14 protein-coding genes are annotated in these 16,124 nt (G+C 43.5%); 3 read left to right on the top strand and 11 right to left on the bottom strand.

Annotated features, from left to right (window positions below):
- Nucleotides 1-5 precede the first annotated feature (5 nt).
- Nucleotides 6-878, bottom strand: a complete 873-nt coding sequence (locus Q0N89_RS05655; protein WP_294034273.1) for an aminotransferase class IV — start codon at nucleotides 876-878, stop codon at nucleotides 6-8.
- Nucleotides 879-888: 10 nt separating this feature from the next.
- Complete coding sequence (locus tag Q0N89_RS05650; protein ID WP_294034272.1) at nucleotides 889-1,476, bottom strand: hypothetical protein; 588 nt, start codon at nucleotides 1,474-1,476, stop codon at nucleotides 889-891.
- Between the two features lie 135 nt (nucleotides 1,477-1,611).
- Between Q0N89_RS05650 and aroE the strand changes: the two genes are divergently transcribed.
- The 3 genes from aroE to Q0N89_RS05635 all read left to right on the top strand — a co-directional run bounded on the left by aroE (nucleotide 1,612) and on the right by Q0N89_RS05635 (nucleotide 4,694).
- Nucleotides 1,612-2,409 carry a shikimate dehydrogenase gene (gene aroE, locus Q0N89_RS05645; protein WP_294034270.1) on the top strand — a complete coding sequence of 266 codons (798 nt, stop codon included), beginning with the start codon at nucleotides 1,612-1,614 and terminating at the stop codon, nucleotides 2,407-2,409.
- Between the two features lie 75 nt (nucleotides 2,410-2,484).
- Nucleotides 2,485-2,628, top strand: a complete 144-nt coding sequence (locus tag Q0N89_RS05640) for a hypothetical protein (RefSeq protein WP_169835335.1) — start codon at nucleotides 2,485-2,487, stop codon at nucleotides 2,626-2,628.
- 245 nt (nucleotides 2,629-2,873) lie between these two features.
- Nucleotides 2,874-4,694 carry an acyl-CoA dehydrogenase C-terminal domain-containing protein gene (locus Q0N89_RS05635; RefSeq protein ID WP_294034267.1) on the top strand — a complete coding sequence of 607 codons (1,821 nt, stop codon included), beginning with the start codon at nucleotides 2,874-2,876 and terminating at the stop codon, nucleotides 4,692-4,694.
- Between the two features lie 83 nt (nucleotides 4,695-4,777).
- Here Q0N89_RS05635 and galE read toward each other — a convergent pair whose 3' ends face one another.
- Genes galE through Q0N89_RS05590 form a run of 9 tightly spaced genes read right to left on the bottom strand, consistent with a single transcriptional unit; the run spans nucleotide 4,778 to nucleotide 16,110 of the window.
- On the bottom strand, nucleotides 4,778-5,803 hold the full coding sequence (gene galE / locus Q0N89_RS05630; RefSeq protein ID WP_294034264.1) for a UDP-glucose 4-epimerase GalE: 1,026 nt from the start codon (nucleotides 5,801-5,803) through the stop codon (nucleotides 4,778-4,780).
- Nucleotides 5,803-7,047, bottom strand: coding sequence for a UDP-glucose 6-dehydrogenase (locus tag Q0N89_RS05625; protein ID WP_294034262.1), 1,245 nt, complete (start codon nucleotides 7,045-7,047; stop codon nucleotides 5,803-5,805). Before Q0N89_RS05625 ends, galE begins: the two co-directional genes overlap by 1 nt.
- Complete coding sequence (locus Q0N89_RS05620; RefSeq protein ID WP_294034260.1) at nucleotides 7,044-7,736, bottom strand: Fic family protein; 693 nt, start codon at nucleotides 7,734-7,736, stop codon at nucleotides 7,044-7,046. Before Q0N89_RS05620 ends, Q0N89_RS05625 begins: the two co-directional genes overlap by 4 nt.
- The gene (gene pgi / locus Q0N89_RS05615) at nucleotides 7,726-9,375 is read right to left on the bottom strand and encodes a glucose-6-phosphate isomerase (RefSeq protein WP_294034258.1); all 1,650 of its coding nucleotides are present in this window, start codon (nucleotides 9,373-9,375) and stop codon (nucleotides 7,726-7,728) included. The genes Q0N89_RS05620 and pgi overlap by 11 nt, the downstream gene beginning before the upstream one ends.
- A 9-nt stretch (nucleotides 9,376-9,384) precedes the next feature.
- Complete coding sequence (locus tag Q0N89_RS05610; RefSeq protein ID WP_294034256.1) at nucleotides 9,385-10,257, bottom strand: UTP--glucose-1-phosphate uridylyltransferase; 873 nt, start codon at nucleotides 10,255-10,257, stop codon at nucleotides 9,385-9,387.
- Between the two features lie 4 nt (nucleotides 10,258-10,261).
- Nucleotides 10,262-11,182 (bottom strand): glycosyltransferase, encoded by a 921-nt coding sequence (locus tag Q0N89_RS05605; RefSeq protein WP_294034254.1) that lies wholly within the window; start codon nucleotides 11,180-11,182, stop codon nucleotides 10,262-10,264.
- Nucleotides 11,182-12,333, bottom strand: coding sequence for a UDP-galactopyranose mutase (gene glf / locus Q0N89_RS05600; protein WP_294034252.1), 1,152 nt, complete (start codon nucleotides 12,331-12,333; stop codon nucleotides 11,182-11,184). Before glf ends, Q0N89_RS05605 begins: the two co-directional genes overlap by 1 nt.
- 1 nt (nucleotide 12,334) lies before the next feature.
- Nucleotides 12,335-14,119, bottom strand: a complete 1,785-nt coding sequence (locus Q0N89_RS05595) for a glycosyltransferase (protein ID WP_294034250.1) — start codon at nucleotides 14,117-14,119, stop codon at nucleotides 12,335-12,337.
- Nucleotides 14,119-16,110, bottom strand: a complete 1,992-nt coding sequence (locus Q0N89_RS05590) for an HAD family hydrolase (protein WP_294034248.1) — start codon at nucleotides 16,108-16,110, stop codon at nucleotides 14,119-14,121. Before Q0N89_RS05590 ends, Q0N89_RS05595 begins: the two co-directional genes overlap by 1 nt.
- Nucleotides 16,111-16,124 lie beyond the last annotated feature (14 nt).

Genomic DNA, 16,124 nt, shown 5'->3' with positions numbered 1-16,124 from the left:
CCCTATCAATCAAGACGGATGCCAATCGGCAATACCATCTGAAGTGGTTTGATAGCCCCTGCCAGCTTAAGCTGTGCCACAGGGACGATACCACGCACGGCATTGGTCATGCACAGTGCTTGTAGCTTTGGCAAATCATCATCGGACAATATCTGCTCTTGTACAGCTTTGTCCGATTGCACTGCTTTTGCCATCACCATCTGACGCATCACCCCTGCCACGCCCGAGATATCCACCGGTGGCGTGTACCAATGCCCATCCAATTGATAAAAAATATTACCCACCGTCGCACAGACCCACTGCCCATGCACATTGGCAATCAGCCCATCATCACTGTCATCACCTGCTTGCTGACGCTCTAGTAGCTCAGCATGTGCCAGCACTTGCTCAGGACAAGCAATCAGCTTTAGCCCCACCAAGCGTGCCGTGCGATGACCGATGGTGCTCGTCAGCGTCGTCATGGTGATACTCGGTGCAATCGGTATGCCATCATGCCACTGATGCTGTGCGTATAGCGCCGATGGCATCAGCCGAATATCTGCCATCGCCATCATGCCATCTGCTGTCGGTAGATAGCCATAGCCGCGCACCGCCTGCGCTTGGCGAGAGATGATGACTTTGATGATGCCCTGTTGCATCTGCTTGGCACACTTACCCAGCTGTGCCATCAGCCCATCGACATCCATCTGCATCCCAAATGCCGATAGGGAATTGGTGATACGCAAGCGATGCCCATCGACACCCACAATCTGCCCATCATGCACGCCCATCGTGCTAAAAAACCCATCCCCATAAGCAAAGGCACGCATCTGCATCACATCCATCGCCCGCTCGGTCGGTGGATAAGTCATGCTCTGTGCGGTGGTTATCGCTGTCATATAGATAGACCTACTTTACCAAGATAAGCTTGCATTGATAATCTTGGCACTTGGCATGGGCCAGTTGCATCTTGCCAAGTGCCTGCCGTGCCACCGCCTTGCCCTGTAGCATCTGTGCGACCACCGCCGTGCCTTGCTCGCCATCGAGCTTACCCATCATGCGATAGACACGCTTGGCAAAGTCAATCGCCTGTGCTTTGGTCTTGTCATCATCAGTCGGTGCAGGATAATACCACACTACTTCGAGCACCCCATCGGATAAGATGGCATACAACGGCGGCTCATGCCCTGCACTGTAGCGATAACGCTCGGCGTGATTGCCGTAATAATCAAGCGCAGGCTCGGTGGTCGCAGCCGCCCCAAGCTCTGCCATCAAGCCTTTGGCATCCGTCGCTGACTTAGGCAAGCTCTGCCAAGTCGCCGTGTCATACACCACAGGCTCATAAACCTTTGGCTTGCCATCATCTGCCACCACGCTCTCGGCAGGGGCCACAGGACGAAAGGTCAAAAACAGCACAATCGCCACCGCCAAGATGACAGCAGCAATCAGCCAAGTGCGTTTGGACTTTGGTGGTTGGGCGGTGGTATCGGTGCTCATACTAATTCCATGATGCGTATTTGTGGATTATTCTAACACAGATACCCTCCAAAGCTTTAGTTCCCCTTGCTATTTTTGCCAAAATCGGCGACACTGATGGCACATTTTGTCCGATTTTTTTGTTTGGATACATTCATGCAGCATTTTATCGTCATTGGCAATCCGATTAATCACTCAAAAAGTCCGCAAATCCATCATGCCTTCGCCGAGAGTGTCGGGCTAGATATCTGCTATCAGCGGCAGTTTTGTCCTGATAACAAGGACAGCTTTGAAGCGGTGGTTCAGGCGTTTTTTGCTGGTGGTGGTGTGGGCGCGAATGTCACTTTACCTTTTAAGGAAATTGCACATCAACTGTGCCATAATACAGGCGCATTGAGCGATGATGCCAAGATGGCAGGGGCGGTCAATACCCTAATGATGCGTGATGGCAAGCTATACGGCGATAATACCGATGGTCGTGGCTTGGTGTCAGATTTATTGAGTCAAGGCATTGATTTAACTCATAAAAAAATCGCCATCTTGGGCGCAGGTGGGGCGACTCGTGGGGCGATTTTACCCCTACTGCATCAAGGGGCACACTTAGCAATTTATAATCGCACCCTTGCCAAAGCCGAACAACTGGTACAAGACTTTAATCATCCAAATTTGTCTGCACACAGTTTAGATGAACTACAACAAGATAGCCATTTTGATGTCATTATCAATGCCACTTCGGCGACCACCACAGGTCAGTCGATGGATTTTGGGCGTATCACAGCGGATTTTGCCTATGATATGATGTATGGCAAGCCATCGGCATTTTTGGCACACTTTGCCAATCAAGGCGCAGGCACATCCGATGGCTTTGGGATGCTGATTCATCAAGCCAAGCTTGCCTTTGAGCTATGGACGGGAGCGACGGTGGATTTGTCAGTGGTGGCGATTGCACCTTGAATTTTGTGGCAAATAGCACCATCTTGGGCGAACCTTAGACGAATTTGAATTTTATCACTTAAGTAGGAGTAGGCGATGAGCGAGCAGATGGCAGACGAGTTTGATGTTGATTTTGATGATTTGGACAATCTGCTGGACGACTTTGACGGCGTGGCTGTCGAAGGTGGCGTCGATAGCATCAATGATGATGGCTGTGAAGGCGGTGCGTGCAAGCTATAACAAGCTATAAATTGCACAAAAAAAGATTGGGGCGATGCAAAATCGCCCTTTTTATTTGGCAAAAAAGCCATCAATAATAACAAAAAATTTGCCAAAATAAAATTTGTTATGAAAATAAGTTATCATAAGCTAAAAAACGCTTTTTCTTGGTGCAATTTGTTGTATAGTGTTCTTAATGGCGATTGCCAATCACTGACCCAATTTTCAATCTTCGTATCACACGATACCCCCAACAAGGATGAGTTATGCTGACTTATAAAGCCCCGCTTCGTGAAATTAAATTTTTGATGAATGAAATGTTCGATTTTCAGGCGCATTATCAGACGCTGGATAATGGTGCGGCTGCCGATGCCGAGACGGTGGACATGATTTTGTCAGGCTTTGCTGATTTTGCCGAAAATGTGCTATCACCGCTGTATCAGCCTGCCGATGCCGAAGGTTGCACCTTTAAAGATGGTGAAGTCACCACGCCAACAGGGTTCAAAGAAGCTTATCAGCAGTTCGTCGAAGGTGGCTGGCAAGGCATCAGTTATCCCGAAGAATTTGGCGGTATGAACCTGCCAATGTCACTCAATCTCATCAAATCTGAAATGATGGGCACTGCCAACTGGCCGTGGGCGATGTATCCAGGGCTGACCACAGGCTCGGTTAATACCATCTTGCAATATGGCGATGACGCCCAAAAAGCCACCTATCTACCAAAGCTTATCTCGGGCGAATGGTCGGGTACGATGTGCTTGACCGAAGCGCAGTGCGGTACTGACCTAAACCAAATGAAAACCCGTGCCGTGCCAAATGATGACGGCACTTATGCCATCACAGGCAGTAAGATTTTTATCTCCGCCGGTGAGCATGATTTGACCGAGAATATCGTGCATATCGTGCTGGCTCGCTTGCCTGATGCACCTGCGGGCACTAAGGGTATTTCGCTGTTTATCGTGCCGAAATTTTTGCCGACTGATAGCGGTGAAGTTGGCGCACGCAATGCGGTGGCTTGTGGCTCGATTGAGCATAAGATGGGTATCACTTCATCAGCGACTTGTGTGATTAACTTTGATGGGGCGACAGGCTTTTTGATTGGCGAGCCGAATAAGGGCTTAAAAGCGATGTTCACCTACATGAACACCGCGCGTATCGGCACAGGCATTCAAGGCTTATCACACATGGAATTGTCATTCCAAAACGCTCTACCATACGCCAAAGAGCGCCGTTCGATGCGTGCATTATCAGGCACAAAAGAGCCAAATCAAGCCGCCGATGCCATCATCCATCATGCCGATGTACGCCGTATGCTACTGACCCAAAAGGCGTTCAGCGAAGGCGCACGCTCGATGATTTATCACAGTGCTCGCTATGCCGATAAGCTTGCCGAAGCAGTAGCAAAAGGCGATGAAGACGCCATCAAACAATGGGATGATAAGATTGGTTTTTATACGCCAATTTTAAAAGGTTTCTTGACAGAGCTGGGTATCGAATGCGCTAAGCACGGTCAGCAAATCTATGGCGGTCATGGCTATATCAAAGAGTCTGGCATGGAGCTGATTGCCCGTGATGCCCGCATCTCGACACTGTACGAAGGCACGACAGGCGTGCAGGCGCTTGACCTATTGGGTCGTAAGGTGCTGCTACATGGCGGTGGTAAGGTCATCCGTGACTACACTGCAGGCATCATGAAGTGGTGCGGTGAATATGCACTGGACAAAGATATGCGCAAATTCGTCTGGACGCTCACCAAGCTGTGCGCCGAGTGGAATATGCTCACCGCACGCCTACTACTGACCGCTCGCAAGGACCGTGACATCGTCTCGGCAGCGTCGGATGACTTTTTGATGTATTCAGGCTATGTGATGATGGCGTACCACTGGGCTCGCATGGCGGCGGTGAGTTTTGATAAGCTCAAAAACGGCGGCGAGCAGCCAAAAGAGTTTTATCTTGCCAAGACGCAAACAGCAGAGTTTTATTTTGAAAAGCTACTACCAAGAAGCTCAGCACACGCCGAGAGCATGACGGTGCCAAGCGAAACAATGATGCAGATGGATATTGAGCATTTTGCATTTTTGGATTGACTTTCTAAGCTCAAACAACAAGCCCATGCAAAAAAGTTGCATGGGCTTGTTTATGCATGGCTCAATGATGCCATATATTCACATCAGCTGCGATAGCCGTTTGGGTTGCCACTTTGCCAACGCCAAGCATCAGCACACATCTCATCAACACCCAGTGTCGCCGTCCAGCCGAATAGCTTACGCGCCTTATCACTGCTGGCATAACAGCTTGCCACATCGCCCGGGCGTCTGTCTGTGATAACATAAGGCACAGCCTGCCCTGTATTTGCCACAAACGCATCGACAAGCTGTAGCACCGATGTGCCATTACCCGTACCTAGATTGACAGGGCAAAAACCAACGCCACTTGATGCCTTGACCAAATATTCCAGCGCTGCCACATGACCTTTTGCCAAATCGACCACATGGATATAATCACGCACCCCTGTACCGTCGATGGTATCATAATCATTGCCAAAAACGGACAATTTTTCCAATTTACCCACCGCTACTTGGCTGATATAAGGCATCAAATTATTCGGAATATCGCTTGGATCTTCACCAATCAGACCGCTTTTGTGTGCACCGATTGGGTTGAAATAACGCAGTGAGACGATATTAAATGCATGATCAGCTTTTGCCAAATCTTCCAAGATGTACTCAACAGTCAATTTAGACTGACCATACGGATTGGTACAAGAGCGTTTGGCAGTCTCAACGATTGGCAATACTTCAGGATCGCCATAGACAGTTGCCGATGATGAAAAAATAAAGTTCTTCACCCCGTATTCTTGCATCACTTCAAGTAGGTTCAGCGTGCCTGCGACATTGTTTTGATAATACTTGACAGGCTTAGCAACCGACTCGCCCACTGCTTTTAGCCCAGCAAAATGAATCACCCCAAAAAAGTCATACTCAGCAAAGGTCTTGGCAAGCAAGTCTTTGTCCAAAATATCGCCTTGGATAAATTTGATACTTTGCCCCACAATCTCTTCCACTCGTTCAAGTGCCACAGGACTTGAATTAGACAGATTGTCATACACCACAGGCGCAAAACCTGCTGCGATAAGCTCAATCAAGGTATGCGAGCCGATATACCCCGCACCACCTGTTACTAAGATTTGTTTCATTATACTTCGCCCTTGCTATAATTGCGACCAATACCGTGATAGTCACCTGTGTAGTATGCAATCAATTGATTATTCAAGATATTTTTGGCATCAAAAATCGGTAAACCAAACTGATTTAATCGCTCAATAGCTGGCAGCACCATCTCTGACCAGTTAAGAATAAACAGCGCATCACATCCACTTAACTCATAAGCATCATCACTTAGACCAAATAACGGCTCATCACCATACAGCTCGGTGAGCTCAAAACCTGCATTGGGCGCATAAATGGTCGTCTTGATGCCATATGACCAAAGTAGCTTTAGAAGCGGATGAATGGCAGAATTAGTCGTACGACCCGTATTGGCACGATAACCCGCCCCCCAAATCATCACCGATTTACCATCGATAAACCCATCAAAATACCGCCAAAATTTGCGGAAAATCAGCTCTTTTTGGTCTTCATTAATCTGGCAAACAGTGGATAATAGACGGCTTTGTACTTGATTTTGTTTAAAAAATTGATCCAGCAGACCCACTTCTGTAGGCAATGTCTGACCACCAAAGCCCCACCCTGCCGACAGATAATCTTTACCAATTCGTTTATCCAGCCCCATCACCGCCTGCACTGTGATGATATCAACACCACTGGCATCAGCTAGGCGCGCCATTTCATTGACAAAGCTAAGACGCGTGGCAAGCATCGCCATAATCCCTGCTCGGGCAAATTCCACCGTCTTAATCTCGCCCACAAACTGCTTATCCGTGCGAGATAACAGCATCAATAATGGCTCATTGACCGTATGTACGCCTAAGACTTTCTCACCCACCATCACCATATCAGGCGATGATAATGAGCCAAATCCCGTGCCATCTTTCATAAATACAAAGGGCACATAGCAGACATGGTCAGTCGTAAACTGATTTGCCAACGCCGCCACATCACCGATATTCACCGAACCGCTTAGGATGACTTGAGCAGTGGTATCAAATAATAATGGCAAGTATTCATCCACACCTTGTGCATCCAAAAACAGCCAAATATAGGTACTGGCATTTGGTGATGCCACCACGGTGATTTGCCCTGTTTGCGTGTACATTTGCCACAGCGCTGACATTTGATGGTCAAATTTATAACTTGCCAAGGTGTGTGCCACACTGCCTTCATCAGCGAGCAGTTGCACCGATTTATTCAGACTGGCTAGCCAAATGGCAGTATTGATGGACTCATTGGTACAGCCGATGAGTAGGATTGAATCAGTCATGCGAGCGTCATTCCTTGGATACAGTGGCGATGGATAAATAACAAAATCTCATCCATGTCGCCAGTTTTATAATATTCAGACAACTTAAGATTAAATTCATCAAAATGCACTTCATCAATCTCAAGCACGCCACAGCCATGCCAAATCAGCCATGCATTAGCAAATAAAATCGCTGTTCGCTTATTGCCATCCCAAAACAATTGCGAGCGCATCATATACAGCATCGCTCTCAGCGCTCGCTCAGTTTGGCTCATGGCGCTATTAGCAAGTGCTTCAAGATATCTTTCCACATCGCTATCGGTTTGCGCCACTGGCTCATGGCGACTGCCATCGTACAGTGTCACCCCCACCTGCCCTGTGCGTAGCACACCCGGAATGAGTGCGTCATGCACCGCCACAATGCCATTAATACGGCACATCAATGCCACATCAAAACTGGGCAAGGTATTATCTGCTTGACAAGTATTTAAATAAAAAAATACAAATTCAAAGCCACGCTTTAAAGCGACAATCACGCCAATATCATCAAGCGACACACCAGCATCATTGCGATTTTGGATGATTTTTTCGGTTTGTAATAACGTTGTCTTGCAATTTTCAAATCGGCTGATATGGTAAATTTGCGATACCAATCGCTTTTTTGCCACAAAAGTATTTTGCGCCAGTGTCAGCTGAAACTTATCCTGCATGACCACCTTCCGCAGTGTTTTGCAAGATTTTGGCAAGCAAAGCATTGGTTGAGCCATCAAAGCCGTCCGCCTTGCCATCATTTAGGGCATCAAACACACTGTTTGCCATCACTTTACCCACTTCCACACCCCACTGGTCAAAGGGGTTAATCCCCCACAGCACGCTCATCACATAAACCTTATGCTCATACAGGGCGATGAGTGCCCCCAAGCTAAATGGACTTAGGCTATCTAATAGTAGCGTCGTGGACGGCTGATTGCCCCGATAGCGTTTAAACTTACCAAATTCATCTTGGGTCGTATCGCCAAGCGCCCCATTACCAAAAGCAAGCACCTGCGACTGGGCAAGACAGTTTGCCAGCGATAACTTATGCTGTTCTTCTAAATAGGCATCATGATGGTGCTGCTGATTGTCATATCGGCGAATCGGTGTAATAAAATCGCACGACACACGCTGTGTGCCTTGGTGCAACAGCTGATAAAAAGCGTGCTGAGCGTTTGAACCAATATCCCCCCACAAAATCGGGCAAGTGTCATAATCCACCGCCACGCCATCACGCGCCACCGATTTGCCGTTGGACTCCATCTCAAGCTGGGTCAAATAATTGGGAAAAAACGACAATCGCCCATCATAAGGCAATACCGTATGAGCATTAATCCCCAAAAATGTAGAGTTCCATACGCCAATCAAGCCAAGTAGTACGGGTAAATTCTGCTCAAAGTCAGCTGTCGCAAAGTGCCTATCTATCGCATACGCACCCGCCAGCAATTCCCGAAAGCCTGCCATACCAATACGAATGGCAATGGCAAGCCCGATGGCTGACCACATACTAAAGCGACCGCCCACCCAGTCCCATAGCAAGAGCTGATTGTCCACATGAATACCCCACGCACTCATCTTATCAGGGCGAGTGGAGATACCGATAAAATGCCGACGTAGTAGGCTTTGTTCTTTTACACCTGTGGATAGTAGCCATGCTTTGGCAGTTTTGGCGTTTGATAGCGTATCAATCGTACCAAAGGATTTGGATGAGATGATAAACAGCGTGGTCTGGGGATTGAGCTTCTTTAGCAAGCCGTCAAGCTGTGTGCCGTCCATATTGGAGACAAAATGCACCCGAATGTCCGTATCCGCCCATTCATCGAGCGCTGTGGCTGCCATCAAAGGTCCCAAATCCGAACCGCCCACACCGATATTAACCACATCGGTGATTGCCTTACCCGAATAGCCACGCCATACGCCCGTGCGGATACGATCAACAATCGCTTCACACTTATCTAAGCTATCATGCACCTGCCCACCGACATCCACGCCATCCACCAGTAAAGACTCGCCCTTTGGCAAGCGTAGAGCGGTGTGCAAGGCGGCACGGTTTTCGGTGTCATTGACCTTGATGCCTGATAATAACTCATTGATTTTATGGGATAAATCTTTGGATTTGGCAAGATGAATCAGAGCTGACAGACGCTCGCTATCCAGTGCCTGCTTACTATAATCCATATAAATCCCACACGCAGTCGCGCTAAATTTCTCACTGCGAGTGCTGTCAGCGAACAATTCACCGACGCTTGGTGTAGTGGTTGCAAGGGTTTGCACGGCTTGCCAAGCGGGGCTTGCGGTATTGGTAGAGTGGCTCATGAATTATCCTTAATTCGCAGGCTTAACACCCAATTTATCAGCAAAATAAACAAAGGCTTGCATATAGCTTGTCATATCGCCCGCATCAAAGCTATCGCCTACCATCGTTACCACATCCATGCCTTGCGTGCCAATCAGCGCATCAATGGCGTCAGTCAGCTGAATCTCACCACCGACACTTGGGGCAGTCTTGGCAAGATAGTCAAAAATCGCATTATCAAACACATAACGACCCACCACTGCCAAATTTGACGGTGCGACATCCGCTGATGGCTTTTCGACAAAGCCTTTGACATCAAAGCAGATATTATTGTCTGATTTTTCAATGGTTTGGGTGTTAGCTAGGCGGGCGATGCCATATTTATGAATATCTGCTGTCGCCACAGGATCAACCAAAATCTGACTACGCCCTGTCTTGGCAAATTCAGCCATCATAAAGGCAAGGTTGTGAGCCTGATAGTCAGACGCATAAGGGTTTAGCACCACATCAGGCAGCAATACCGCAAAGGGATTATCGCCCACCACAGCACGACCCTGTAGCACGGCATGACCCAGTCCTAACGGTTTGCCTTGGCGGACGCTGGTGATAGTCACATCATCAGGCAAGAAGTCTAGACTGTCGGCAAGCACATCTTTGCCCTTGCTGCGCAGCTGAGTGTCTAGCTCGCTATTGATATCAAAATAGTTCTCAATCGCCATCTTTTGGGCATGATTGACCAGAACGATATTTTTGATCCCTGCAGCGATGGCTTCTTCGATGACATACTGTATGGCAGGTTTGTTGCCCAGTGGCAACAGCTCTTTTGGCACTGCCTTAGACAGTGGTAGCATACGAGTACCAAAGCCTGCAACAGGGATAATGGCGTGGGTGATTTTTTTCATAACTTTAGCCCTTAAAATCGTTTTTCATATAACCAATAAGTCCATAAATAAAAGCCTTTAGCCATAGACAATAGCTTCTAGCATCTTTTTTATATACCAAATAAAACCAAGTATATCGCCAAAAATTCTTATAGGCAATTTTAGTTTTTTTGAAAAAATTAATATCATTTCGCAATCTTAACATATATGCTTGATTACGAGTAGAGTAGAACAGCTTAAAAGGCGAATCCAAATGATGATACCGCTTTCCCTTAAGATAAAAATATTCATTCACAGATGTTGGATGATAAACGGTCGCTTGAGTGGATATAGCTGTTTTAAACCCAGCATGCAAAATACGCATTTTGTATTCTTGCTCATCACCACGAATAAAAAACTCCGCTCGTGGGATGCCAACGCTTTCAACCACTTTTTTATCAAACAATACGCCATTGAATAGTTTAATGTCATTATCCAAAAGGGGCACTTTTTGAATATCTACAATCTTGGTATGCTTTACGCCATCTACCTGATATTCATAAGCTGCCAGTTCGTGATTATCAGTATCTACCACAAGTGCAGAGATGGCATCATAACCATGCTGCTCTTTGGTCACAACCAAATCTGCAATAAATGTATCACTGGCCGGATAAGCATCATCATCTAGACTGACAATATAATCGCAGTCGCTATCTTTGGCAAGCTCAAAGCCTTTGGCAAATCCACCTGCACCGCCTAAGTTTACATCCAGTTGATGTAAGTGAATTTTTATCTCAGCGTTATTATTTTGATAGCCGTGAACAATATCACAAGTCTTATCATTACTTTTATTATCAACAATAATAATTTGGGCAACAGGATAAGACTGCGATAGCAGTTTATCAAGCAATCGCCCAATATACTTGGCTGAATTAAAAGTGACGATAACAACTGCGATTTTTTTCATTACAGCATGGTTACATAAAATGGTTTGACTGCTTCATTATTTTGCTTGGCAGTCAAGAACGCTCTTGCCACATCCATCGCTTCACGGATAGTGACATCCATATCAAGATAACGATAAGTAGCAAGACGCCCAACAAAAGTTACTTTGGTTTCTTGATTGGCCAAATTCACATACTGCTCTAGCATGGTTTTTTCGTCAACCAATCTGATTGGATAATAAGGAATATCTTCTTCGCCACATAGACGACTATATTCCTTAAAATATACCGTCTTGTCATGACTCTCCCAGGGTGTGAAATGCTTATGCTCAGCAATGCGAGTAAATGGCACAGATTCTTCGCCATAATTCATCACTGCACAGCCTTGATAATCACCTTCATCCACATGACGTTCAAAGTCTAACGTACGATAACCCAAGCGACCTAAGCGATAATCATAAAACCCATCTAAAGGTCCTGTATAAAATACATGATCAAAAGCATCCATATCAGAATGGTCAAATTCACTATTTAGCTCTACAGTAATATTTGGATGATTTAAAATACTCTCCACGATAACAGTATAGCCATCTTTTGGCATCCCTTGGTATTTATGGAAGAAATAATTATCATCGTAGTTAAATCGTACCGGCAAACGCTTTAGAATACTGGCTGGCAATTTGGTTGGCGACATTCCCCATTGTTTTTGGGTGTAGCCCTTAAAGAAAGCTTCGTACAGATCACGGCCAACAAATTTTAACGCCTGCTCTTCAAATGACTGTGGCTCATCAATGCTCTTATCAGCTTGCTCATTGACGATAAAATCATAAGCTTCCTGCGGGCGAAATGCCTTACCAAAAAACTGGTTGATGGTGTGCAGATTCACAGGCAAAGAATATACCTGACCGCCGACCGTGGATTTGACACGGTTGGTATAAGACATCATCTCACCATGTTTGGCCACATACTCCCACACTTCTTTATCATCAGTATGGAAAATATGCGGGCCATAGTGATGCACCATGACATTGGTTTCGTCATCACGCTCAGTATGACAGTTGCCTGCAATATGGCTACGCCTGTCAATTACCTTAACTTGATAACCGTTTTCTGCAAGCTCACGAGCGATAACCGCACCTGAGAAGCCTGCACCGATGATTAGGATTAATTTCACATCAAATAGCAAATGGGGCCAGATAATGAAAATTCTCTTGCAAGTCTTTCAGCTCTCGCTTTATATCTGCCTTGCTACGCACGAATCTATCACCCAAAACCATTAAAAGATGTTCTCTCATACTTGGCAATAACTTGTGTGATTTTTGAGACTCATCCCAAAACATGCCAAGTCTTGATTTATCTTCGGTATAAAATGAAATAATCCTTGCACAATCATCCATATCACCTGATGCAAAAATGAAATCATCAGGAATCGCATATTTTATGCCAACTGAGTCCGATACAATCACAGGCGTTCCTAGCATTATCATTTCATACGCAACTTGGTTATAAGTCTCCCACCATAACGAAGGAACAATTACCAAGTCTAGATCTTGGGCTATTTCAAATATTTCATTACGATTATAGCCATCTAGAACAGAAATATTTGCTAAATATGGTTTTAGTCGGCTGATTCTTCGCATTAGCAAATCATCAACTCGACAATGAATTCTTAAGTCAATATTATTTAAAATTGAACGATCTTTAATTGTCTCAATAGAGTCAATTAAAAAAGCCAATCCTTTTGACGTAATAGAATAGCCAAAGTAACCAATTCTTACCTTATTAGATCTAGCTTTTGACAGATAATGCCTAACTCTTTCTTCAGGTCTGTTATAAATATCCATACCCAATGGTACAGTTTTGATTTTGTTGGCAAAAACACCACGAGCAACAAATTGCTCTTTTACCTGCTCAGATACCGCGTATAGATAATCAACATTATAGTTAAGTCGTTGAATATTGATCTCTCTCCACTCTCTATAAAAAACTCTTAAATTATCAATATTGGTAATTTCTTCACTTTTTATGCTCATACGGTTTTTCCAAGAAATGTCAACCTCTTGAGCAAATTTAGGCACTCTAGTTGTTTCACGCTGTTGAATGCCTAATAGTATTCGAATTTCCTTCCTAGCTTTTCTATACTGGCGATAGATAATATTCAATACATGAACACTTTTAATAAATAATACAGCCTGTTTTTGTTTGCGCCTAATAGCCTTCTTAAGTTCTCTAATAAAAACAATACACAAGTAAAGTGGGGCCAAAGAGATTTTTAATATATTTTTATAGATATGTTTTGCCCGCACAACAGGCTTTCGGCTTAAACTAATTGTTGGCTTTCTTAATACAACAATGTTGTCATTGCCATTTCTTCGAGCATTAACCCGCTGTTCAATTCTATCATCTTTGCTTGGAATATGGTGCAAGCAGCCAATACAATCTGCGCCATTATGATAATCGTCACATTTTTGATTTCCATCCTTAAACAGCTCTATCTGCGGGCAGATTGAGTGATAATTATGCAACCAGTAAGCAATTTTTGTATTGGTCTTACTTTTAATTTTTTCGAAAAGAACAGTGGATAAGCCCTCAATATTGTGAAAGTGAACTTCGTCGAACTGACCATGTGTATTCATGAAATCAATAAAAAGATTTGCAATCTCTTCATTTTCTCTAGCGCAATATAAATCACCGTAAGAGTCGTGGGCAGGTGCTTTTACAGGGCTATTCACAACTCGGAAACTTCTTACGCCTTGATTCCTAAACATATTGTCTGTTTCTTCAATAAAGGGGCTATCATTAACACCAGTATATGAAAAACCTGCACTTAAAAAAACAACTCTAACCCCTTGCTCCAATAGTGCTTCAATGATATTTTTAATATAGACAGATACGCCACCACCATCCATATCCGGATTATCAAACTGAGCCCAATTATAAATAAGAACTGATTTTAGCATTATTTTACCTCAATTTTTTCAATTTTATGTTTGATCCAGTATGGAAGTTTATTCTTTGACTCTCTTAGCTGATCAAATTCTGAAATTAGACTACCAACGCCATTTGCCTTAAAACTACCGGCTACCCAATAATCATTTTGAATCATAAAATTAATTTTTTTTAAAGTGCTATAGCCACCCGCATCTAAAACAATTCCCTTAACTTGCGTTTGTAGAGGAGAAAATTCTTGCTTTAGATCTCTCATAACATTAATTACTTCAATATTCGGATTGGAAAAGGTTTCAATAACCAAATTTCTAATTTGGGTCAAATAACGAGAATCCAAATATTTAATCAAAGAATCTTGTTTAAGCTTACTTGTGGAAACATCAATAATTTTTTGCAATAAAGCATTTACGGTTATACCTTGATCAATTTCCTTGAACACGGGCTTGATTGTATCACATTGTTGTTCATATCTTAATAATGCACCTCTATTTGGGTAATAATTTTTAAAAAACACCTCAAGCCATGAAAAATTTGTCTTTAAAATATTTGGTAGTGATGATTGGGTTAAAATAAATCCTTCTTTCACCACTCCATATGGTTGGGAAAAATGCGAGTTACTAATATAATTATCTGTTGTAGCCACCATCAACATATGAATCTCGGTATTTATACGTAAATTCGCTGCTCCCTCTTTGGTTAAATGATGTGCGATATAACGTAAGACGGTCCCACTATATCCAACATCGACAAATGCCACTTTACCCCTACCAATAGCCCCCATATTATGCAGATATTCTATGGCCAGATGATTTTGGTTTAGGACGTATGTTTCAATTTTTGAATAAAGCACGGAATCTTTATTTGTAATCGCATTTGCCACATTTTGCGCTCCCTTACGGTTTGACCAAGAAGCATTTACTAAACTTTCTGGTAACTCATGTGAATCTATTCCAAAACTAACCAATAAATCAGTGAGCTTTACTTTGCCATGATGCAACCAAGAATATTGATCTAAAACATCCTCCAAAAAATACTTGCCACGACGGACATCTAAGTAGCCAAGCGCATTTCTACCAATACATAATTCATCAATTTTAATATGGCCATAAATACTATCTTTATTATATTTCAGAAATTTTTGTGCTACATCATATAAAGGTGTTGCATCACGTGACAGGAAAAATACTTTTGGAATATTATGTGTTGTAGCATAATCAAAAACGTTTGCCACCATACCAACAAAGACCTCTGACATCAGTTCCACTAACCCATCTTCGCTATTTACATAAGTTAGCGGTAGTGTCGCACTAATCTGATGCTGATGCTGATGTCTAAGCAAATGAACTGCATCAACTCCAGCTTTCAGCGCTTGTCTATAATCATTATTTTCGTTATCGCCTATATGCAAAACATTATCAGCATCTTTAAATATTATCCGAAATAATCTCGAAGTATATTTTCTTTCTTTATATTCAGACGATACATAAACTTGATCAAAGAAATTCTCGATATCTAAGGCTGATAAAATTTGACGAATTTGCAATTCATCAAAATACATATCAGACAAAATAACAATTTGTTTATTAGTCTCTTTTAACTTCTTTAGGCAGGGTACAACATCATCAAATAAAACCAAATTTTTTATTTCAAGATCAAGCTCATAACGCACCAACATATCTGCATAAGACTCATCTAAATTTAATGAAGACACCACAGTCTTATAAATATCAATTAAGTAAGGCTCGTCAGAATTAATCCGTCTAGAGTCTTTTAGCAAATTATTAATATGCTCATAAATAAACTTCACTTGTTCAAAGCTGTAGCGATTATTGGTCAAGTTAGCAATGAAATGAAATACCTTACTTTTGACATCGTCGTAACTAAAGAAACGACGATATATCAAAGTATCGAATAAATCAAAACTAATAATCTCGTAATTTTCAGCATATTCCATGAATTGATACATGGTATTTACTGTTAACTTTTCTTGAAAATCATTCATTCTTAAACCTCGTT

Origin of the sequence: uncultured Moraxella sp. (assembly GCF_945873075.1) — a bacterium.
Classification (GTDB): Bacteria; Pseudomonadota; Gammaproteobacteria; order Pseudomonadales; family Moraxellaceae; genus Moraxella.
Note: the sequence above shows the minus strand (reverse complement) of the source record. Positions and strands in the feature narration are given on the sequence as shown.

Excerpts from the sequence above, each read along its gene's own strand:
- Q0N89_RS05655 (WP_294034273.1), bottom strand. The coding sequence starts at position 878 with ATGACAGCGATAACCACCGCACAGAGCATGACTTATCCACCGACCGAG.
- Q0N89_RS05650 (WP_294034272.1), bottom strand. The coding sequence starts at position 1,476 with ATGAGCACCGATACCACCGCCCAACCACCAAAGTCCAAACGCACTTGG.
- aroE (WP_294034270.1), top strand. The coding sequence starts at position 1,612 with ATGCAGCATTTTATCGTCATTGGCAATCCGATTAATCACTCAAAAAGT.
- Q0N89_RS05640 (WP_169835335.1), top strand. The coding sequence starts at position 2,485 with ATGAGCGAGCAGATGGCAGACGAGTTTGATGTTGATTTTGATGATTTG.
- Q0N89_RS05635 (WP_294034267.1), top strand. The coding sequence starts at position 2,874 with ATGCTGACTTATAAAGCCCCGCTTCGTGAAATTAAATTTTTGATGAAT.
- galE (WP_294034264.1), bottom strand. The coding sequence starts at position 5,803 with ATGAAACAAATCTTAGTAACAGGTGGTGCGGGGTATATCGGCTCGCAT.
- Q0N89_RS05625 (WP_294034262.1), bottom strand. The coding sequence starts at position 7,047 with ATGACTGATTCAATCCTACTCATCGGCTGTACCAATGAGTCCATCAAT.
- Q0N89_RS05620 (WP_294034260.1), bottom strand. The coding sequence starts at position 7,736 with ATGCAGGATAAGTTTCAGCTGACACTGGCGCAAAATACTTTTGTGGCA.
- pgi (WP_294034258.1), bottom strand. The coding sequence starts at position 9,375 with ATGAGCCACTCTACCAATACCGCAAGCCCCGCTTGGCAAGCCGTGCAA.
- Q0N89_RS05610 (WP_294034256.1), bottom strand. The coding sequence starts at position 10,257 with ATGAAAAAAATCACCCACGCCATTATCCCTGTTGCAGGCTTTGGTACT.
- Q0N89_RS05605 (WP_294034254.1), bottom strand. The coding sequence starts at position 11,182 with ATGAAAAAAATCGCAGTTGTTATCGTCACTTTTAATTCAGCCAAGTAT.
- Q0N89_RS05595 (WP_294034250.1), bottom strand. The coding sequence starts at position 14,119 with ATGCTAAAATCAGTTCTTATTTATAATTGGGCTCAGTTTGATAATCCG.
- Q0N89_RS05590 (WP_294034248.1), bottom strand. The coding sequence starts at position 16,110 with ATGAATGATTTTCAAGAAAAGTTAACAGTAAATACCATGTATCAATTC.